We start from the raw sequence: 21,400 nt of genomic DNA on the forward strand, positions 1-21,400 counted from the left end.
AAAAATGAAAGACAAAAAAACAATTTTAATAGTTGATGATGAAAAGATAGTTAGAGATTCCTTATTCCATTGGTTTATTGAAGAAGGATACGAAGTTGAAATTGCGGAGGATGGAGAAACTGCGCTTAGAAACTTTGAAAAAGGGAAATTTGATTTGATGCTTGTCGATATGAAAATGCCTGGAATGAGCGGACTCGATCTTCTTGACAAAGTTAGGGAAATAGATCCTGATTGTATTTTTATTATGATCACTGCCTTTGCTTCGGTTCCATCTGCAATTAAAGCACTTAAAAATGGAGCTTACGATTACATTACAAAACCCATAGATCCAGATGAACTTACACACATTATCGAAAAAGCAATTCATCAGAAAGAGTTGAAAGATGAGAATGTTCAATTGAAAGATAAAATTGAAGAGATCATCAAACCGGATAATTTGATTGGTGAAAGCCGCCAGATGAAAAAAATATTTGATCTGGTTAATACAGTTTCACAAACTGATACAACTGTTATGATTCGCGGTGAAAGCGGAACTGGAAAAGAATTGGTTGCTAAAGCAATTCATATTAACAGCAAACGAAAATATTTTCCAATAATAACGGTTAACTGCGGCGCACTTGCAGAATCATTACTGGAAAGCGAACTATTTGGTCATGAGAAGGGAGCCTTTACCGGAGCACATTATAGGCGGAAAGGTAAATTTGAAATGGCAGATGGTGGAACAATTTTTCTTGATGAGATTGGTTCTATATCTCCAAAGATGCAGGTAGAGTTACTCCGTGTAATAGAAACAAAACAATTTGTACGCGTTGGCGGTAATGAAACAATTAACAGCGATTTTAGAGTTATTGCCGCTACAAACGAACCGCTTGAGGATTTATTAAAAGAAGGGAAGTTTAGGGAAGATCTGTTCTATCGCTTAAATGTATTTACAATTTTTATCCCGCCGCTACGTGAAAGGAGAGATGATATTCCTATCCTTGCTTATTTTTTCCTGAATAAATTTAACGAATCGATGAACAAGAATATTAAAAGTATTTCTCCGGAAGCGATGGAGTTTTTAGTTAACTATGAATGGCCCGGAAATGTGCGCGAATTGGAAAATGCAATTGAAAGAGCATTGGTTGTTGGTAAAACAGATGCAGTAAAAATTGAAGATCTGCCGTTCCATGTTTTTCCAAATAGAATAGATGATGGCGATGTTAGTTTATCTAGCGTGGAAAGGAAACATATTTATAATGTTCTTGAAGATAACAATTGGAATATTTCACGAAGTGCAGAAAAATTGCAAATTGATAGAGTTACACTTTATAATAAAATAAACAAATATGGTTTCCGAAAAAGTTAATGAATCTCCATATTGCTCCGATTCATTTTTCAAACACATCGTTGTTAAATGATGTTATAAAAGAATTATCGAATTATTTTTCCTCAAAAATTAAATTAATTAATATTCCGTTAGATATTTTACCTGCATACTCAAAGGAAAGAGAACAATATTTTTCAACTCAGCTTATTTCAGATTCAATTAAGCTTACAAATAAATACAATGGAAAAGTTTTAGTTATTGTTGAATTTGATCTGTTTGTTCCTGTATTTACTTATGTATTTGGGGAAGCTCAACTTAATGGCAAGCATTCAATTGTATCTGTATGCAGGCTTCACGAAGAATTCTATTCCGGAATTACAAATGATGCTTTACTATTTGAACGGACAATAAAGGAAATTATGCACGAATTAGGACATAACTTTGGACTATTTCATTGCAAGAACTGGGATTGTGTTATGCACGTTTCCCAGGGTATTGAAGAAATTGATATTAAAGGAAAAACTTATTGTAAATCTTGTGTAGAAAAAGTTGAACAAGTAATTTCCCTAAAACACTTTTAGAATAAAGCAAAAGTAACTTTACTGTATCATATACAACTTCTGGTTCATATTAGAACACAATCCATTAAACATTACTGGAAAATCTCCCTAAAATATAGTGGCACTATTGTTGGAATATTAATAGTAAACTGAAAGGTAAAAAATGGATTTGATACCAATTATAGAAATTTCTCTTTTCATATTTATCGGAATACTAATAATAGTTCTTTTATTTTCCTATATAACTTACAAATTTGGTAATGCGAATAAACAATTAGAAAAAGTGCCGACTTATAACCTTGGTGTATCTGATAGTAATTTTATAAGAAAAGTTCAAAATGAAACGACTCAAGACCCAACTTCATTTCATACAAGAGAGGTAGCAAATTCTAATAATTCACACGTTCCGTATATAGTAAAACAATCTATTCCTGTAATTACAGAAACGAATAATAGACCTAAGCCGGGAAGATTTACTATTGTAAATGATGTGAATAACCATCTTCCTCTTCCATCTAATAATAATTTTAATGATGTAAGTTATAAATTTATGGTTTCAGGAAGCTCATCCAGTTGAAGTTCAGTTAGATATTCCCACCAAGTCATTTAACTTATCTAATATCTACCCATAATTCTTTGTGGGTATAATAAAAAAACGTATTGCTTTTTAATTAAAATAGTTTTTATTTTGTGTCGGGTATTTTTAACCACTTTAACTATTTTAAGCATTGAAATGATTGAAAGCAATAAATTAGAAATGGCTCAGGACTTTTTACAAAAAGCGTATAAACTGCATCTTGAGGGAAAAATTATTGAAGCCATAGACTATTATAAAATATCCATCGATTTCTGTCCGACAGCAGAAGCGCATACGTTTTTAGGTTGGGCTTACAGTATGCAGGGAAAATTCAATGAAGCAATTGAGGAATGTTGTTCTGCCATTATAATTGATGAAGATTACGGAAATCCTTACAATGATATTGGAAGTTACCTGGTTAGTTTAGAAAAGTATGATGATTCAATTCAGTGGTTCGAAAAAGCAATTAAAGCTGCCCGCTACAATCTACCGCATTTACCATATTATAATCTTGGGAAAGTATTTGAAAAGAAAGGTGACTGGTTTAAAGCCTTAAAGTTTTACAAAGAATCTGTTAAAATAAACCCCAAGTATGAACCTGCTCAAAAAGCAGTTGTAAAGATTACTACGCTTTTAAATTAAATCCTCCACATCATTCCTATTTCAATCTTTGATTTAGAGAACGGTGGAGAATAAAACAAGCAAATCTGAAAACGCTTGATTGAGTATTAACTCTGTTTTATATTCGCTTGCCGGGCAGCAAAACTTACCCAACCAAAAGAATAATGTCTAGTACAGGATGGTAAATAAACCAGGCAAGTTAGCAAATCGATTACAAACTTTTGTTAACTTGCCTATTTAGCAAAATATCTTTGTTGAATAATTTTATTCAAAAGCATGCTTACTTAACTGTGTTCCACAATATCTAGCCCAGAGTAACATACTCAACTCTCGCCGTTCCCAACTTATCTCTAACTGCTGTATCTTTTCAATAAAATCCTGATACGTAACTATCTTAAAAAATTTGTCACCATCTTTCAACATACGTTGAAATTCTGAGCCAGTGCGAAAACCACTACTATCATCTTGATGACAAAATAATCCAGTATAAACAAAATCATAGTAACCGTGTTGTAAAAGTGCTTCTGCTAATAACTGATTGCGAAATAGTTGATTAAATCTTGCCGTCGTAAACTCCTCATAACCTGCGGCGAATACTTTCTCCTTCCTTTGGTTAAAGATGTTCCGATATTCTGTCTTATCATATTCCGTTGAGGAAAAAGTATCTGTATATTTGCATTCGAGACCTATCAATCCACTTTGGTTATCAGACATCACTTCAAAAGCCACATCAAAAGCAGAATTGTCATGAGTGTAATTTTTAACGGGAGCAAATTCAAATGTAACTCGATTAACTTTGGTCAACTCTGGCCAGAACTGCTGCAAAACTGGCAATGCAAAATCTGTATCAATTTTGAGTTCACCAAAAAAATTGAAACAAAGGGGTTGACTGGACAGTAAATTATTAAATAACCTGCCTTCTTCAATTATGCCTGAATTAGCCACTTGCCTTTCTTGAATTGTTTGCCTCACTGCCTCAGTTATTTTTGAAGACAAAAAATTTTTCGTGTTGGTTTGTCCATTTAAAATTGTATTGCAGACAGATTCCTCTTTTCTAATCGGATGCTGCCCTTCTTTTTCAGCTAAGACAAACGCTCTCCACCAGGCTTGATGGAATCTCATCCTCTTCTTTCTGAAATCATTTTCAGATGGAATTGTGCCTATCAGTTTTTTTAATTCATTCTTCATATCTTAACCATTGATTGTGCAAATATTGGTTAATATTGGATTAATATTCAGTAAGCTAACAACCAATTTACGCTTTCATCCTTTTACCTTTTTCTTCGTGTATAAAAAGCCAGCTTACAATTTTACCTGGATCAATTTTTTCAAAGTAATTCCAATAGCCTTTTGTTCTTACATGCATAGAGCTGGTATCAATCGATGGAATATTTTCTGCTTCACCAATTATCGCTTTCAATCTCGATCTCCATAATTCCATGTTGGAAATCCTCAAATCCACCCATCCATCTTTTGCCCAAAGATTTATTGAGCTTTCATTTATGTCAAGTTCATCTTCTCCACGGTATGGTGGTATTTTTATTTCATTTCCTCTTAATAATGTTTTGCTATCTGGCAGTAAAATCGGAATGCCGATAGAAACGATCTGGCTTCTGAGTTTTTCATTATTCAAAATCAAATCCGCGCAAAGTGCAGAAAGTTCTTCTGGAGTTTTACCAAGAATTTGTTTCATGTTACCGGCAACTTTGTTTAAAAGATGTATCTCATAGAGCAGTTTGGATAATCTTGGGGGACCCAATAATTCAAAAGCAATACTTTCAACATTATGTTCTTTTTCTAACTCAGCAAGTTTTTCAACTGCAGAGTGTTGTAAGAAACCAGCCCGGTAAGATGGTTCCATCGTTGCATTATCAAGCGCATTAATAATATCATGTCCAGTATTGCCGCCTCTTATTTCATAAATAACATCAACAGCAATTTCTTCTGGTGTAACATACTCCATTTGTCCTTGAGCAGTGATTGCTTCAAACTCACCGCGGGAGAATGTACCATTTTCACCGGTATCAATAAAAACAGATTTTAACATTTTTCCTGTTTTAGGAAGTTGTTTCTCGAGCTTGAACTTAAATTTACCTTCAAGCGGAGTAGCTAAATCTAAAGGAACATCAACTAATTCTATTGGTTTTCCTTTTCTCTTCACTTCATCAAAAGCAATTTTCTTCCAGGCAATTGCTGCTGTAGGTTTTATTTCTTTTGTGATTGGACCTTCAGGTGTTCTTCCCATCAGAAAGAGAAGCAAGGTGTGAGCACCTGCTACTGCTGACTTGCTTAACAATACACGCGAAGGTTTTTCTTCGCTGTGGGTATAAGGAATGTTTAATCCCATTCCACCGGTTCCGCTTGTTCCAATCTTTACATAAATTTTTGTTTTTGCTTCGTGCATTGATGAGTAAAGAATTTGTACGTGCCTGATAATTTGAGGAACGTAAACCGTGCAAAGTAGTTTTTCAGTTTCAGTTGCTAAACTTTCCACAGTTGGTTTTTGGTCAATCAACTTTTTAATATTTCTATAGACAGTATAAATATCCTGGTAGGCAATTCCGGTTGCTGAATTTACGCAGTCAATTATCACTTCGGGTTTATAGTTCATTAAAAGCTGATAAATGGCAGAGCTTTTAAGAATCTCTTCATCAAGCTCATCAAGCGTATCTTTCATCATTCTTTGCCGGGATATAGAATCATCAAGAAGTTTAATTCTATCCGAATCTTTATAATCATTTCTAACAAAAATATTTCCCCACCAGGGAATGAAGTAATTATCCGGAAAATCTGGGAACTCCACTTTTAAATTTTTTACTTCATCTTCTGCTTCTTCTTTTCTTAAAGAAGTAACTATGATCTGTTTTGGCTTTTCAACAACTAATTTCCTAACGACTGCATTACCTACAAGTCCCCAGGCGCCAAGCACCAGAACCGTTTTGTTTTGAATATCCATAAAATCCTCTTTTTCTTTTTAGAAAATTTTTGAACATAAATTAAGGTTTATAAAAGCAACAGGCAAGAAAATTAGAAATGAACGATATAGCGGCTTTTCCTATCACTATATTTAATCTTTTGTACTTATCATTCATTTATAATTGATTAACAGGTTCTTCTTTGTTAAATTTCAATCGCAGAATAATTACTAATGTTTAAAATTGGATAGAAAATGAAAATTTGTGACATCATCAAAGAAGACCAGATAATTGCCGAACTTAAAGGTCAGTCTAAGGAAGAAATTATTAATGAGCTGATTGATATTTTTAAAAATGATGAGCGCGTTATTAATTTGGAAAAAATTCGTACTTCTGTTTTAGAGCGCGAAAAAATAATGTCTACCGGGGTTGGTAAAGGTTTTGCAATTCCTCATGGTAAAACAGATGCAGTTAAGGAAATTATTGCTGCATTCGGAAAATCTAACAAACCAATAGATTTTGCCGCACTTGATGAGCAGCCGGTTTATTTAGTTTTTCTTCTTGTTGGAAAGGATAACCTTGTTGGACCACATATTAAACTTCTAAGCAGGATTTCCAGAATGATGAACAAGGATGAATTCAGAGAAAACCTAATGAAAGCCAAAACAGCAAAAGAAATTTTTGAAATTTTTCAGGAAGAAGAAAACAACTATTTTGAAATTACCTAAAAGAATATTTTAGATGATAAAAGCAATTACGGGGACCAAAGATATCCTTCCTAATGATATCCAAAGTTGGAAATATTTAGAATCTTTAATTGAAAAAACAATGCGGAGTTTTAACTACAAAGAAATCAGAACTCCCATTTTTGAGGAAACTTCACTATTCGCGCGGGGAATTGGTGAATCAACTGATATTGTAAGTAAAGAAATGTACACTTTTCTTGATAAAGGCGGAACAAGTTTAACGCTGCGACCGGAAATGACGGCGTCCGTTGTACGTTCATTCATCGAGCATTCTATGGCGGCAAAACAGAACCTGAATAAACTTTATTATCTGTCCTCCCCAATGTTTAGGCAGGAAAGACCGCAAGCTGGAAGATTCAGGCAGTTCCATCAATTTGGAGCGGAAGCACTTGGCAGTTCTGCACCATCACTTGATGCTGAAATTATTATTATTGCCTTCATTATAATAAAAGAATTAGGACTGAAAAATATTTCAGTAAAAATTAACTCACTTGGTGTTCCGGAATCCAGGGAAAATTACAAGAATATTTTAAAGGATTATTTAAAAGATAAATTGCCAAAGCTTTCTGAGGAAAGCAGAAAAAGATTTGAAACAAACATCCTGCGCATCTTTGATAGCAAAGAAGAAAATGATATAGAAATTATGAACTTTGCACCGCAGCTTATCAATCACCTTGATGCCGAAAGCCTTGAGCATTTTGATGAAGTTAAAAAATTATTGGCAATTGCTAATGTACCTTTTGAAATTGATCCCAAATTAGTTCGGGGATTGGATTACTACACCAAAACAACCTTTGAAATAATCAGTGGATCAGTTGGTTCTCAAAGTGCATTATGCGGTGGCGGAAGATATGATTTATTGATCGAACAGTTGGGTGGTAAACCTACACCTGGAGTTGGTTTTGCTGCAGGGATTGAAAGAATTTTACTTGCCTGCGAAAATGAAAAATCATTTTCTGTACCTGAAGAGAAAATAGATTTATATATTGTTAGAATTGATGATAAGTTAACACAAAAAGTATTCGATTTAAGTTTATATTTTAGAAAGGAAAATATTTCTGTTGAAGTTGATTACCTTCAGAGAAGTGTTAAAGCACAGATGCGTGAGGCAAATAAACTTAATTCCAAATTTGTGCTGTTTATTGGTGGTGAGGAATACAATAAAGAAAAAATTGTTTTCAAAAACATGCTTAATGGTGAACAAGAAATTGTTGATATAAATGATCTGGAAACAATAGCTGTAAAAATTATGGAGCAAAATCATGCCTCTTAAAAAACCCAAAGGTATTCCAAAACTACCAAAGACTAGAAAGAAAAACATTGAGGCAGCAAAAGATGCAATTCCACAAAAGAAAGAAAATAAAGTTGAATATTTATGCTTTGCCTTCTTTAAGTTTGATAGCGTTTTTAATAAGCAATTTTGCACGTTGAGGATAATAACAGTAGCAGAGTTTACTCATTTTGCATATGAACTATCTGTTGCTTCATCAATTCATAAAAATGTAATTGAAATTACCTTACTTGGTTTACAGGCAAAAATTAATTATCTGCCAAAGGTAGAACCGGCAAAAGTGGATATTGATTTTGAAAACCTGTATGGGGAATATACAGTTAATATTATCAAACAGGATGGCAGTATAAACAGTGCAGTTTTTAATTTTAACATTTTTAAAAAAGATATTAAGCTAACTAAGAAATTTCTGCCGGAAAAAAAGAACAACCGCTTGTTTTGCGATTTTATAGTTTCTCAAAATGATTTTACATTCCGCGAAGAATAGGAATTATTATGTGTCCAAGATTATTTCAAATAGGTCCTTTTACAGTTTACAGTTACGGTTTGATGCTGGGAATTGCTTTCATTGTTGGAAGTTATTTCCTTACAAAAGAACTTGAACGAAGAAAGATGGATCCAAATATTTCAACAGAAATTACTCTGGTTGCTATCATATTTGGAATTATTGGAGCTAAATTATTCAGCATATTGGAAAACTGGACTGCCTTTCTTGCCGATCCGTTTGGTGAAATATTTTCTCCAGGTGGATTAACTTTCTATGGCGGATTTTTATTAGCAGCGCTTGCAATCTTTATTACTCTTAAAAGAAAAAAAATCCCATTCCTTGTAATGGCAGATGCAACAGTTCCTTCCTTAGCACTTGCTTATGGAATTGGAAGAATTGGCTGTCATCTTGCCGGCGATGGGGATTATGGAATTCCAACTAACTTACCGTGGGGTACCAACTATGAGAATGGAACAGTGCCGCCATCATACGCTTTCAGAGGAACAGAAATAGCTAAACATTTTCCAAATGGAATTGTACCGGATAATACTCCACTGCATCCAACACCGGCTTATGAATTCCTACTTGGTGTTTTAATTTTCTTTATTCTCTTTCAATTGAACAAGAAAAAAATACATTGGCAGGATGGTAAAGTTTTTATGTATTATTTAATGTTAGCCGGCTCCGCAAGATTTTTAGTTGAGTTCATTAGACTCAATCCCAATTTTATTTTCGGACTTTCCGAAGCACAAACAATTGCTGTTTGCTTAATTTTCTTTGGTGGTTTAGGATTATTTTATTATTCAAAACATCCTGATTTAAAAAAATATATTCCGCCGCCATTAAAAGGGGATGGAAAATAGAATTCAGAAAACAGAATTCAGAAATCAGAAGAAAGAAATTAGAAATTAGAAAACAGGAATTTGAAATGGGAAATGAAAATCAGGATGTTTTTTCTTATTCTGTTTTCTGAGTTCTGTATTCTGTTTTCTATCTTCTCAAAGGAATTATGAATTTAATCATTGGGCGCAAACCGGTTCTGGAAGCATTAAAATCTGGCGAGCAACTGGAGAAAATATATTTCCAGTTTGGGCAAAAAGGCTCCGCTATTTTTGAAATCATCAAGCTTGCTAAACAACAGAAAGTTAGCATAACTGAATTACCCCCCGCCAAATTTAATTCAATCTCTTCCGAAACACATACTCAAGGTGTAATTGCTGTAAAGAGCCAGCAGAAATATTTTGAACTTGAGGAACTGATTGAAAAATCAAAAAGGTCTGAATTTCCTCTTTTACTTGTTTTGGATTCAATTCAAGATCCTCATAACCTTGGAGCAATATTACGCACGGCAGAATGTACCGGGGTGGATGGTGTAATTATTACATTGCACGGAAGCGCCTCAATAACTGAAACGGTTGTAAAAACCTCCGCTGGTGCAACAGAATATATGAGTATGTGTAAAGTAAGTAATCTTGCACAGGCTCTTGATGTGCTTAAAGAAAATGGTTTTTGGATTGCTGGTTCTTCTTTAGAAAAAGCCAGGGATTATTCCAGTGTTGATTATAAAATGCCGATTGCTCTTGTTATTGGTAATGAAGAAAAAGGAATCCGCCATCTGACCGCGCAAAAATGTGACTTCCTTGTTAAGATACCAATGAGTGGTAAAATACAATCGCTTAATGTTTCTGTTGCCGCCGGTGTTCTTCTTTTTGAAATTTTCCGCCAAAGAAAAAACTAGAATATTTTTAAATAAAAAATATTGCTACCTGATTATTAATTTATCCCATAGCTTAATTTGTATGTGGTGCTGCTATGCCATCATCACATCAAATATCCAAAAGTAGTTTTTGAATTATTGATCAGAGATCGAGCGAAAGATAATTATATTTGATGTGAAGGTTACTGGTTAATGATAAAATTTCTTTATCATTAGATAATAAAAACAATATTTCAGAAAATATCATTAATCTGATTGAAATTGAATAGAGCAGAAGATGACAATAATGTTCAATAAAATAAGCGAAGCATTCTCCCGGCAATCAGAATTTTTTGATGATTATGAGGGCACGAATGAGATCTTAAAATGGATGCGTTCGGTAACACACGAACATCTTTTAAGACATTTAAGAACGGATGATAAAATATTAGAAATAAATTCAGGTACAGGGATTGACGCAATTTATTTGGCAAATAAAGGATACAAAATTCATTGCACGGATATATCTGATGGAATGTTGAACAAAATAAGACAAAAGATTTATGAACATAAATTGGAAAATCTAATTTCCTATCAGCTTCTTTCTTTTTTAGATTTGGATAAATTAGAAGGAAACTATTTCCCCAATATTTTCTTCAATTGATTTTTGTAATAAAAAACGAAAACTTTAGAATAAAACTGAGGATTCGTATAGAAAGAAAGATCGTGTATGATTATAAGTGAAGGTTTGTTGAAGTTGAGTGGCATTAGGTAATTCGGAAAGATACCGAATTCAACTGCCTCTCTGTTCATTTCTGAAGAGAGTAAAAAGGTCCTATACAAATGCCGGTTAACCCCACCTCTTTTTATTAGAGGAATTGAATTTAGTATTTTGCTTTGAGGCAACCTATTAATTGGTTGAACTGGAAATGTTTTTATCTTATATTCTGTTCTGTCTAACTGAGAAAGTAAACAATTTATGTATCTGGATGTACCGGTGTTTCTGTCGCTCATCGCAGAAATATCTAAACCAATAATCATAGTGCCCGTCCAAAAGTATTTTTAGATAATGCAAATCATTAAATCTAATGAACTGATTTTATCTTAGAATTAACATAATACCGTCTTGGAATCATATAGTAAAATTTAATTCTCACCATAATTTAAAACAATATCTGTTCGTCAAGATAAAATGAAGAATATTATTTTATATAATTATTAATATATCTAACAATGTTTCTGAAAGTGAAGTTCATTGATAATACACTTGGAGCTTTAAAACTTTTTTATTACCGATTTATCGACTGTGAATTCTTTTGTTATTCTGATCCTCTCGGTATGATATCATTGATTAACTTTTTAATATAATTAAGTCACGTTACGCATCGTTAGATATTTGAGCCAAAAAACTCATCTCCTTAGTCTCCTTCTCTTTCAAGGAGAAGGGGATTTGGGGTAGAGTTCAAAATGCTGCGTAAGGTGACTAATTAATTAACCTATTCATTTTTTAGTAAGAAGTTTCTCAAGCAGGAAAACAGAGTGAAGTATTAAATTATCTGTGCTAATTGCTGAAAAGTCGCAATAGGCAATTCTGTGTGATCTTGAGGGATTATTTTTCTAATCTCCTAATCTTCGCGATTCCATAAAAACACTAAAGCCCATAATAAGCAAGGATTGTTAGGATATATGCTCCTGATCCATATCCTACCATTGGTATAGCCCCGATATACAGATCATCTTTATCCCTGATACAATTGCACCATATATCATGAGATTTAAAGTACTCCGTTACTTTATTACTTTGTACTTTGTTGCTGTACATTTCGGGTATTGTATTATAATTTACTGCAGCTTGTTCAGTTACAAAATTCAGCAACTTGGCTGCCTCAGCTTTTTGTCCAAATAAAAGGTGGGCTAATGCGATGCGTAGATTGATGAACACCCATTCCTGGTTTTCATAAGGATCGGAACTGTTGAGCCGGATATATCCGGGTCTGTTCCCTTTTAATTTTAAAACTTTGTCATATTCATCCATGTGAGATAAAAACAATTTTTTATCATCAATCAATCCATTGGCAAAAATTTCATACACCCCTGAATCATAATATTCATGATCTGTTTTTAACTGGTCGTTAACATTTCCTTTGATGTATTTATTTTCAATAAGCATATGGGTTAAAATTCCTTTCTTTAAAGTTTCAGCTTCTGATTTATATTTTTCATATGGCAGATGGAATTGCTTTTGCATCATTGCAAATTTCTCTAATCCCATAGCACAAACACCTGAAGTAAAAGTATATTGTCTTGGCATTTCCAGGTAGTGTTCCCAGGGACCGGAATCCTCTCTTATCAATGAATTTGTATCTATGCAGTTTATAGTAACATCTGCTACTTTTGTGGATACCAAACGATTCCATTTAATATAAAAAGCAGTATCTCTACTGGATTCTGTATAATCACAAAAAGCACACAGGAACAATCCGAAATTATCATACTCAAAATTGGGTCCATCTCCATAAGTGCTTTCTTCCTTTCCATTGCCGAAATACCTGCATACTGAAATCTGATAATCGGTACCCACCCCGTAATCTTTTCCATCCTTATGAATATAATGCTTATAACGACCGGATGGGGCTTTCAACATAAATTCCAGACTTTTCTTAGCTTCCGTATACATTCCCAAACGAGTCATTGCCTGAATAGCGTAGCTGCCATCCCTTACCCAGGAAACATGCCACAAACCTGGCGGCAGAGATGCCAATATCTGTCCGTGTGAATATGGAAATATTTCTTTATCCGATACTTGCGCCATCTTTAAAAAGGAAATTGACTGTTCTACCACATTCCTTTCTTTGAGGGAAAGATCCTTAGGTATTTTGCATGTGGAAAAAAGATTTTGCATGAAATTGATCTCATCATTCAATAAGGATTTTTTTGCTTTGGATAATTTGACAATTGCTTTGCTTACAATTGCAGTATCAGTATGTAACGAATCAGTAAAAGAATACAAAAAATATTTCTCATAGATATTTTTATTATACCTTCGGAGTATGCTTCCTTTATGGATATTTCCGGCAATACGTACTGTTAGATATTCATGCGAGTTTGTTAATAAAGAAATTCCAGTTAGTATATTCCCATTTCCGCTTTCCGCTTTGAATGATAGGTTTTCGATCTTTTCTTTTTCCCCCTTTATTACCACATAGAATATTTTATCATTGTTAGTGAAGGAAGAAAAATAATTTATTGTAAACCCGTCATATTCTACGGTTATTATATGTGTATTATTAAGATAGCTGGTTTGAGTAGGAAACTGATCGCCGCTTAATTTGATATTACCTACAAAAGGACTAACATATAAACCTGAATCATAATTGGCGAAAATATGCGGATAAACATATTCGACTACATTTTTTTTTGAATCATAAACTGCTGCTATCAAACCGTTTGAAGTAGTTAATTTAAAATAAGATGGTTCGATTGCATTATTTGATTTCTGTGCGTTCATCAATTGCTGACAGAAAACAGTAAACAGAATTATGAGTATAAATGTTTTTTTCATGATTTTTACACTGTTCGTTACAAAATTAAATTGTACCTCAGATACCACTACAATTGTACGATTCTGGGAATCATACTACCGAGTAATCATATTCTAAATTCTTATTAAGTTTTACAAAAATATAATTTGTAATCTCTTATTCAACCAGTTCAATTATTCCTTTCAATCGTATATCCTTTGATGAGGCACCAATCATTACTTCAAATTCGCCAGGCTCGGCTACCCATTCCAGTTTTTGATTATAGAATGAAAGCTTTTCTTTATCAATAATAAATTTAATTGTCTTTGATTCTCCTATGTTTAATTTTATTTTTTCAAAATCTTTTAATTCCTCAACCGGTCTTGCAATAGAACCAACAATGTCATGCAGATATAGTTGTACAATTTCTTCACCATTAAATTTACCTGTATTTGTAATTGTTACGGAAACTTCAACCTTATCATTTGGATTCATTTTATTTTTACTCAACTGCAAGTTGCTGTATTTAAAACTTGTATAACTTAATCCAAATCCAAATTCAAACTTTGGATAGATAGATAAATCAATATAAGCGCTTCTGTAAAAACGGTCCTCATCGTTTGCGGCAGGACGACCTGTATTAAAATGATTATAGTAGATTGGTATTTGTCCAACACTTAAGGGGAATGTAATAGGAAGTTTTGCCGATGGATTGTAATCGCCAAACAATACATCAGCTATTGCGTTACCAGCCTCGCTCCCTAACCACCAAGTATATAATATGGCAGGTGCATTATCAGCAGTAAAATTAAATACAAGGGGGCGTCCGGCATTGATTAAAACAACAATTGGTTTTCTTGTTTCCAGCAACACTTTTAATAAATCTTCCTGAACACTCGGGATATTAATATTGCTGCGGCTTTTAGCTTCGCCGGTCATATCTCGCCGCTCACCAATGCTCAGAATAACTACATCAGCTTGCTTTGAAATATTTATTGCTTCGGCAAATCCATCTTTATTTTCTCCTTCAATATCACAACCTTTAGCGTATAAAAGTTTTGTTGTACTGCCAGTTTTATTCCTAAGTCCTTCCCATTGAGATACAATATAATTTGAGTCAACTCCAGGTACTTCAACATCCCAGGATCCTTTGTTTTGGTTAACTGCTTTTACCAATGGACCAATAAATGCAATTGTTTTTATGTTTTTAGATAATGGTAAAAGTTGATTCTGATTTTTTAGCAACACAATACTTCTTCTTGCCATTTCTCTTGCAATATTTTGGTGATCCGGATTATTTAATTCTTTCTGTTCTCTTTCAGGATTACAAAATTTGAAAGGATCATCGAACAATCCAAGCTCAAATTTTTTTCTTAGAATTCTTTTTACAGCATCATCGATTAATGCTATTTGTACTTTATCATCTTTTACTAATTGTGCCAGGTTGTTTATATAATTACGGCTTTCCATATCCATATCGCATCCGGCTGTAATTGCTAAAAGTGAAGCTTCATATTCGTTTTTTACATTACCATGTTTTATCATCTCACCAACTGCACCCCAATCGCTTACAACAAAACCTTCAAAGCCCCATTTTCCTTTCAGGATGTCCTGCAATAAATATTTATTTCCTGTTGAGGGCACACCATTAATATCGTTGAAGGAAGTCATAAATGTTCCAACCTTAGCGTCAACAGCGGCTTTAAATGGCGGCAGATACACTTCCCAGAGCAGCCTGTCGCTCATATCAACCGAATTATAATCTCTGCCTCCGATTGCAGCACCATATGCAGCAAAATGTTTTGCACATGCCATTAATGAATTTATTTCACCGGGTTTATCACCCTGAAAACCTTTTACCCTGGCATAAGCTATTTTTGATGCAAGGTATGGATCTTCACCAGCTCCTTCCATTACCCTTCCCCAACGTGGATCACGGCAGATGTCAACCATCGGTGCAAATGTCCAATGGATACCGCCGGCACTTGCTTCTTTTGCGGAAATCCTTCCCGATAATTCAATTGCCTCTAAATCCCAACTGCAGGCTTCTGCCAGGGGAATTGGGAAAGTAGTTTTGTAACCATGAATTACATCCTGCCCAAAAAGCAAAGGTATTTTTAACCGCGATTGCATTGCAATTTGCTGCCAGTTTTTAGTTCGCTCTACACCCATACAATTAAGTATCGATCCAAGTTTGCCATTCTTAACCTGATCCTTTTTATCATTATCAAATGTTTGAGGTCCTGTAGATGTCCAATCGTCGTTGTATTGGTTAAGCTGTCCAATCTTTTCATCGAGGGTCATCAAATGCAAAACAGAATCAATTTTTTGAGTAATATTTATTTTCCAATCACTTTTATTCTGCCCATTATTTTCTGTTACAAAAATTGTTATAAGAAAAATTAGAGCAACAGGAGATATCCTTTTTAGTTTCATATTTTTTAAATTTTGTATACTTGTTACTAATTTCGTTAAAAGACCGAACACATTCATTTACCATAATGCTAAGTTATAAAACTAGAACTTTTATATTGGCATCTGCTATTCCACCAATTTGTGTAACAATAATAAAATATTTTTATAGGATTATCAAACTAATCATCTTCTTAAACAATAAAAACTTTCGGTGCTTATGAATGGTTTCCAAATGTTATTGTGTTTGGTTAAAAGTTAATCAAAATAAACCTAATCAAAAGAAATCAGGTTGATAAAAGAAGCCTTTTTTCAATTAATTTGACATTTCCTTTCTGGTTTTCCTAATGGCAAAAATATTTTTAATAAATTTTGCTTGACAAAAATACCGAAATAATATATTTTGCAAACGATTGCGGTAACGATTGCGGAAAAATGAAACATAGTACAATTACAGATATTGCAAAAATACTTGGTATTTCTCCTTCCACTGTATCACGCGCCTTGCGCGATCATCCGGATATTTGTCTCGACACAAAAAACCAAGTAAAGAAAATTGCAAAGGAATTAAATTTTACTCCAAATCCAATTGCCCAAAGTTTAAAGAACAATAGAACTACAACAATTGGAGTAATTGTTCCAGAGATTAAACATGATTTTTTTTCATCAGCTATTAGTGGAATAGAGGAAGTTGCTTACCAATCCGGTTACACCATTATAGTCTGTCAATCAAATGAAAGTTTTGAAAGAGAGATCGTAAATACAAATGTACTAATTCATCATAGAGTTGCCGGGATAATAGTTTCAATTTCGCAAAACACAAAAAATGGCGATCATTTTAAAGATATTATTGAACGAAAAATTCCTCTGGTTTTTTTTGATCGTGTTTGCGAAGATGTTTCTGCGTACAAAGTAATTATTGATGATTCTAAAAGTGCTTTTGATGCTGTGAACTATCTTATTAGTAAAGGATATAAAAAAATTGTTCATTTGGCTGGGCCTATGGCTTTGGATATTTGTAAAAAAAGAATGAAAGGATACACCGAAGCATTAGAAAAAGCCGGAATTGAAGTGGTTGATGAACTAGTACTAAATGGTGGGTTACATGAACAAGATGGTTATAATTCGATGGAATTTTTGATAAAAGAGAAATTGCCCTACGATGCAATTTTTGCTGTTAACGATCCTGTTGCAATTGGTGCTTTTCAAAGAATCAAAGAGGCTGGATTAAGAATTCCAGAGGATGTTGCTATTATTGGATTCTCTAATAATAAAATTACAAATCTTGTTGACCCACCTCTTACAACTGTTGATCAGCCTTCGTTCGAGATGGGAATGAAAGCCGCAGAAATTTTAATTGGGATAATTGAAAAAAAAAATAAATCCACTGAACCAAAGACATTAGTACTAAACACACGGCTAATTGTTCGAGGGTCAACATAAAAATACTTTTTCCAAATTCTTGATACGTACAGAGATTGTGTAATCAAAAAGTGGAATTCTGTTTAGGCATAATAAATTAATAGGTTCAAGGTAAATGAATGAAGAGTAATGAGAAAATATAATATGCAACAAATTACTTTTTTATTGCTAATACTTTTATGTAATATTAATCTGGCTCAGGTTGATTTTGACTTGAAAAAATATATTGAAAATCCTTTAATGTTTGGGGAGAACAAGGAAAAACCAACAACAATACTAATCCCATATCCAAATATTGATTTGGCATTATCACGTAAGGTAGAAGAATCCACTTTTTATTCATCACTTAACGGATCCTGGAAATTTAAATGGCAAATTAATCCATTATTAGTTCCAAAAGATTTTTATTCAAAAAATTTTAATGATAGTGTATGGGATAATATAACAGTTCCATCTGTTTGGCAGATGCAGGGTTATGATCATTTAATTTACAGAAATGTTCCGATGGAATTTTATCCGTATGATCCTCCTAATATTCCGGATGGTATTAATCCAACCGGTCTTTATAGAAAAATCATTAGTGTTCCTGAAGATTGGAATGGCAGAGAAATTTTTCTTCATTTTGATGGCATTCAATCAGCAGCTTTTGTATGGCTTAATGGAAAATATGTTGGATACCATGAAGATGGAATGACGCCGGCAGAATTTGATATTACAGATAAAGTTGAGAAAGGTGAAAACACACTTGCAGTAATGGTTCTTCGCTGGTGCGATGGTTCTTATCTGGAAGATCAGGATATGTTTAGATATTCCGGAATTTATCGTGATGCTTATATTTATTCAAAACCATCTGTATCAATCCGGAATCTCTTTATAAAAACTGATTTTGATAATGACTACAAGGATGCAAATCTAATCCTTGATATGTATTTAAAAAATTTTTCCAAGAAAAATTCTACAGTTCAAATCAGGTATTCACTCTATGATAAGGTAAATAGTTTAATTTTCTCCGAGAGTACTTCATCATATAACATAAAAAAAGAGTTTTCGAAAACCAGTACTAAAAAAATCCTTGCCCCGCAAAAATGGTCCGATGAAAAACCTTATCTATACAATCTTGTAATTGAGTTGCTTAATGAGAAAGAAGAAGTAATTGAAATCATAAGCCAACGTGTTGGATTTAGAGAATTGGAGCTGAAAAATGGAATTGCCATGTTAAACGGTATACCTGTTTACATTAGAGGAACAAACCGTCATGAACACAATCCGAACAATGGGAAAACCTTAACTAAAGAATTGATGCTTGAAGATATAAAATTATTGAAGCAGTTTAATTTTAACGCTGTAAGAACAAGTCACTATCCAAATGATCCTTTGTGGTACGATCTGTGCGATGAATACGGAATTTTTCTGCAGGATGAAGTTAATGCAGAATGCCACTATACAGAAAATACTTTTCCGCAAAGAGAAGATTATCTTGGTTCTTTTATGGATCGGTTTGAAAGAATGGTTCAACGCGATAAGAACCATCCGAGTGTGATAATGTGGAGCACTGGTAATGAATGCGGATTAGCAAAACCACATTATATGATGGCTGATTACATAAAAAAATTTGATCCAACAAGATTTTTAATGCATCAATCAAATCAACCTGATGGTGAAGCTCCATATGTTGATATTATTGGTCCACGTTATCCAACACCTTCTGGATTAAGACAAATTGGATTAGCTTCAACTAAGCCTGTGGTTATGGGAGAGTATGCACATGCAATGGGTAACAGCCTTGGTCACTTCGATGAGTTCTGGGAAACAATCTATCAAATTCCAAAACTTCAGGGAGGATTTGTTTGGGATTGGGTTGATCAGGGATTAAATGTGAAAGCTCGCTTCGTAAAAGATTATTCCGCTAATAATATTTTATGCGGCGTTATGGGAAGTCCTGAAAAGGTAAAAGGATTAGATGATAATGCTTTCAAACTAAGCGGACTGGATGATTGGGTTGAAGTTTATGATGATTCAAAACTTGACTTAAAAGGTAATAATCTGGTAATTGAAGCGACTATCTTTCCCCAAAAATTCTATATAGAAAATCCAATTGTTACAAAAGCTTTTCAATATGGAATTACTCAGACATCAAAAGATACTCTTTGTTTTTATATTAACTCTTATCAAAACACTCTCAATATTAAACTACCACAAGACTGGTATTCTTCCTGGCACAAAGTAAAAGCTACTTATGATGGCGAGAGCATGACCTTGTTAATTGATGGAAAGAATTTCGACTCTAAGAAATTTAATGGCAATATTAATTCTTCACACTATCCAGTTAATATTGGAAGAGATTCGTACAAGGATACCGATCAGCATCTTGGCTGGATATCAAATTATATTTTCGACGACGTTAGAATCTATAATCAATTGGCAAACGATGGCGAAAACATACTGCCAATTCTCTGGTTAAAGTTTGATGAAATTTTTGATGGAAATAATTATTACACATATGGAATAAGCCCGTTTTGTATAAACGGTATGGTAACGGCTGATAGGAAACCACAGCCCGAACTCTGGCAGGCAAAACATAGTATGTCGCCGGTACGTTTCTACTCAGTTGATCCGTTGAATGGAATTTTCCAGGTTGTAAACAAGTATTCCTTTACCAATTTAAATGAGTTTGAAATAGACTGGAGCTTATTTAAAGATTGTAAGCTTGAACAATCTGGTAAATTGAATCTCGATGTAAATGCTCAATCTCAAAAAGAATTTCAAATACCAATTCCGCAATCCTTTGATAATAATTACGAATATGTAGTTGAGTTTAGCTGCAAACTTAAAAAAGATGAACCATTCCGAAGCAAAGGGTTTGAAGTTAACTTCCAGCAATTTGTCTTAAATGAAAAAAAAGTTGTGCTTGAAGCAAAGACTAAGATAAAGAACAGCTCAAAAATAAAATTTAAAGAAAATGAATCCGATTATTCTTTCCAATGCGGTGAAATAAATTATCAGATTAATAAAATTACTGGCTTAGTAAATTTATTTGAAAACAATAAGCTGTTGATCTCCTCAATGATTCCAAACGTTTGGCGTGCACCAATATCAAATGAAAAAGTTGATTGGGGAAAAGCAGAAGCTGAGGATTGGTACAGAATGGGAATGAACGAATCCACAAATTCCGCAGAACAATTCAAAATAAAATTTCCATCTGATTCTCTTTCTGCAATTCTCAGTTATAAATCATATACAAATTTTTCCAGAAGCAGCGATTTAATTCTAAATGAATTTGAATACACATTTAATAATGATGGGTCGGTAAAAATAAATCATCAAATGACTCCTTTAGGAACTTTCAATGTTAGTTGGCTGCCATGTCTTGGTCTTGCACTTAAAGTACCAAATGAATATCAGTATGTTAAATGGTCTGGCAGTGGTCCTTATGAGAATTATGCTGACAGAAATACCGGAGCCAGGATTTCTATCCACGAAGTTCAAATTGATTCTGTCCAGGTTCCTTACATTGAACCGCAGGAATACGGGAATTATTCTAAGGTTAAATGGTTTGAACTAAAAAATAAACAAGGGGACGGATTAAAGTGCCTGGCAGATAAAGAAATTAATTTTTCTGCTGTTCCATATTATAATCTGGATAGGGCACGTTATAATTATCAATTATTTAAAGATGATTTTTCCAGAGTAAGTATTGGTTATGGAGTTACGGGAGTTGGGGATACTCCAAATCCTGTTATGCCAAAGTATCGTGTATATCCGCAGGTTTATTCTAACACAATTTTAATTGTTCCATTAAAAAACTCAAATTAATTTTTGGCGAGGATGAAGCAAGTCTACAAA

General features: G+C 33.6%; 16 protein-coding genes. 12 read left to right on the plus strand and 4 right to left on the minus strand.

Annotated elements, in window-relative coordinates; genetic code table 11:
- Window positions 1–4 precede the first annotated feature (4 nt).
- The 4 genes from NTX22_17920 to NTX22_17935 all read left to right on the plus strand — a co-directional run bounded on the left by NTX22_17920 (window position 5) and on the right by NTX22_17935 (window position 3,088).
- Window positions 5–1,348 carry a sigma-54 dependent transcriptional regulator gene (locus tag NTX22_17920; protein ID MCX6152408.1) on the plus strand — a complete coding sequence of 448 codons (1,344 nt, stop codon included), beginning with the start codon at window positions 5–7 and terminating at the stop codon, window positions 1,346–1,348.
- The gene (locus NTX22_17925; protein MCX6152409.1) at window positions 1,348–1,890 is read left to right on the plus strand and encodes an archaemetzincin family Zn-dependent metalloprotease; all 543 of its coding nucleotides are present in this window, start codon (window positions 1,348–1,350) and stop codon (window positions 1,888–1,890) included. Before NTX22_17920 ends, NTX22_17925 begins: the two co-directional genes overlap by 1 nt.
- Before the next feature lie 142 nt (window positions 1,891–2,032).
- Entirely contained in the window at window positions 2,033–2,446 is a 414-nt protein-coding gene (locus NTX22_17930; protein MCX6152410.1) for a hypothetical protein, read from the plus strand.
- A 156-nt stretch (window positions 2,447–2,602) separates the two neighbouring features.
- Complete coding sequence (locus tag NTX22_17935; GenBank protein MCX6152411.1) at window positions 2,603–3,088, plus strand: tetratricopeptide repeat protein; 486 nt, start codon at window positions 2,603–2,605, stop codon at window positions 3,086–3,088.
- Window positions 3,089–3,331: 243 nt separating this feature from the next.
- On the opposite strand, the gene NTX22_17940 is transcribed toward NTX22_17935, so the two are convergent.
- Both NTX22_17940 and NTX22_17945 read right to left on the minus strand, forming a co-directional pair.
- A complete protein-coding gene (locus NTX22_17940) occupies window positions 3,332–4,255 on the minus strand; it encodes a hypothetical protein (protein MCX6152412.1) in 924 nt (307 codons plus the stop codon).
- Between the two features lie 67 nt (window positions 4,256–4,322).
- Window positions 4,323–6,023 carry a short-chain dehydrogenase gene (locus NTX22_17945; GenBank protein ID MCX6152413.1) on the minus strand — a complete coding sequence of 567 codons (1,701 nt, stop codon included), beginning with the start codon at window positions 6,021–6,023 and terminating at the stop codon, window positions 4,323–4,325.
- A 213-nt stretch (window positions 6,024–6,236) separates the two neighbouring features.
- On the opposite strand from NTX22_17945, the gene NTX22_17950 reads away from it, so the two are divergent.
- From NTX22_17950 to NTX22_17975, 6 genes are all read left to right on the plus strand, one after another.
- Entirely contained in the window at window positions 6,237–6,710 is a 474-nt protein-coding gene (locus tag NTX22_17950) for a PTS sugar transporter subunit IIA (GenBank protein ID MCX6152414.1), read from the plus strand.
- A gap of 13 nt (window positions 6,711–6,723) precedes the next feature.
- Complete coding sequence (hisS, locus tag NTX22_17955) at window positions 6,724–8,001, plus strand: histidine--tRNA ligase (GenBank protein ID MCX6152415.1); 1,278 nt, start codon at window positions 6,724–6,726, stop codon at window positions 7,999–8,001.
- Window positions 7,991–8,506: a hypothetical protein gene (locus tag NTX22_17960; protein MCX6152416.1), complete on the plus strand. Its 516-nt coding sequence runs from the start codon at window positions 7,991–7,993 to the stop codon at window positions 8,504–8,506. The genes hisS and NTX22_17960 overlap by 11 nt, the downstream gene beginning before the upstream one ends.
- Window positions 8,507–8,514: 8 nt before the next feature.
- Window positions 8,515–9,369, plus strand: a complete 855-nt coding sequence (locus NTX22_17965) for a prolipoprotein diacylglyceryl transferase (GenBank protein ID MCX6152417.1) — start codon at window positions 8,515–8,517, stop codon at window positions 9,367–9,369.
- 146 nt (window positions 9,370–9,515) lie between these two features.
- The gene (gene rlmB / locus NTX22_17970; protein MCX6152418.1) at window positions 9,516–10,244 is read left to right on the plus strand and encodes a 23S rRNA (guanosine(2251)-2'-O)-methyltransferase RlmB; all 729 of its coding nucleotides are present in this window, start codon (window positions 9,516–9,518) and stop codon (window positions 10,242–10,244) included.
- A 265-nt stretch (window positions 10,245–10,509) separates the two neighbouring features.
- Window positions 10,510–10,866, plus strand: coding sequence for a class I SAM-dependent methyltransferase (locus NTX22_17975; protein ID MCX6152419.1), 357 nt, complete (start codon window positions 10,510–10,512; stop codon window positions 10,864–10,866).
- Between the two features lie 987 nt (window positions 10,867–11,853).
- Here NTX22_17975 and NTX22_17980 read toward each other — a convergent pair.
- Window positions 11,854–13,764 carry a hypothetical protein gene (locus NTX22_17980; GenBank protein MCX6152420.1) on the minus strand — a complete coding sequence of 637 codons (1,911 nt, stop codon included), beginning with the start codon at window positions 13,762–13,764 and terminating at the stop codon, window positions 11,854–11,856.
- 136 nt (window positions 13,765–13,900) lie between these two features.
- Complete coding sequence (locus tag NTX22_17985; protein MCX6152421.1) at window positions 13,901–16,159, minus strand: glycoside hydrolase family 3 C-terminal domain-containing protein; 2,259 nt, start codon at window positions 16,157–16,159, stop codon at window positions 13,901–13,903.
- A gap of 411 nt (window positions 16,160–16,570) precedes the next feature.
- On the opposite strand from NTX22_17985, the gene NTX22_17990 reads away from it, so the two are divergent.
- Window positions 16,571–17,578: a LacI family DNA-binding transcriptional regulator gene (locus tag NTX22_17990; protein MCX6152422.1), complete on the plus strand. Its 1,008-nt coding sequence runs from the start codon at window positions 16,571–16,573 to the stop codon at window positions 17,576–17,578.
- A gap of 108 nt (window positions 17,579–17,686) precedes the next feature.
- Window positions 17,687–21,370 carry a DUF4981 domain-containing protein gene (locus NTX22_17995; GenBank protein ID MCX6152423.1) on the plus strand — a complete coding sequence of 1,228 codons (3,684 nt, stop codon included), beginning with the start codon at window positions 17,687–17,689 and terminating at the stop codon, window positions 21,368–21,370.
- The last annotated feature ends 30 nt before the right edge of the window (window positions 21,371–21,400 follow it).

The sequence above is a fragment of the Ignavibacteriales bacterium genome (genome assembly GCA_026390815.1).
Taxonomy (GTDB): Bacteria; Bacteroidota; Ignavibacteria; order Ignavibacteriales; family SURF-24; genus JAPLFH01.

Coding starts and splice junctions, on each gene's coding strand:
- NTX22_17945 (MCX6152413.1), bottom strand. CDS start 6,023: ATGGATATTCAAAACAAAACGGTTCTGGTGCTTGGCGCCTGGGGACTT.
- NTX22_17925 (MCX6152409.1), top strand. CDS start 1,348: ATGAATCTCCATATTGCTCCGATTCATTTTTCAAACACATCGTTGTTA.
- NTX22_17980 (MCX6152420.1), bottom strand. CDS start 13,764: ATGAAAAAAACATTTATACTCATAATTCTGTTTACTGTTTTCTGTCAG.
- NTX22_17950 (MCX6152414.1), top strand. CDS start 6,237: ATGAAAATTTGTGACATCATCAAAGAAGACCAGATAATTGCCGAACTT.
- NTX22_17960 (MCX6152416.1), top strand. CDS start 7,991: ATGCCTCTTAAAAAACCCAAAGGTATTCCAAAACTACCAAAGACTAGA.
- NTX22_17930 (MCX6152410.1), top strand. CDS start 2,033: ATGGATTTGATACCAATTATAGAAATTTCTCTTTTCATATTTATCGGA.
- rlmB (MCX6152418.1), top strand. CDS start 9,516: ATGAATTTAATCATTGGGCGCAAACCGGTTCTGGAAGCATTAAAATCT.
- NTX22_17990 (MCX6152422.1), top strand. CDS start 16,571: ATGAAACATAGTACAATTACAGATATTGCAAAAATACTTGGTATTTCT.
- NTX22_17940 (MCX6152412.1), bottom strand. CDS start 4,255: ATGAAGAATGAATTAAAAAAACTGATAGGCACAATTCCATCTGAAAAT.
- NTX22_17935 (MCX6152411.1), top strand. CDS start 2,603: ATGATTGAAAGCAATAAATTAGAAATGGCTCAGGACTTTTTACAAAAA.
- hisS (MCX6152415.1), top strand. CDS start 6,724: ATGATAAAAGCAATTACGGGGACCAAAGATATCCTTCCTAATGATATC.
- NTX22_17920 (MCX6152408.1), top strand. CDS start 5: ATGAAAGACAAAAAAACAATTTTAATAGTTGATGATGAAAAGATAGTT.
- NTX22_17985 (MCX6152421.1), bottom strand. CDS start 16,159: ATGAAACTAAAAAGGATATCTCCTGTTGCTCTAATTTTTCTTATAACA.
- NTX22_17975 (MCX6152419.1), top strand. CDS start 10,510: ATGTTCAATAAAATAAGCGAAGCATTCTCCCGGCAATCAGAATTTTTT.
- NTX22_17995 (MCX6152423.1), top strand. CDS start 17,687: ATGAGAAAATATAATATGCAACAAATTACTTTTTTATTGCTAATACTT.
- NTX22_17965 (MCX6152417.1), top strand. CDS start 8,515: ATGTGTCCAAGATTATTTCAAATAGGTCCTTTTACAGTTTACAGTTAC.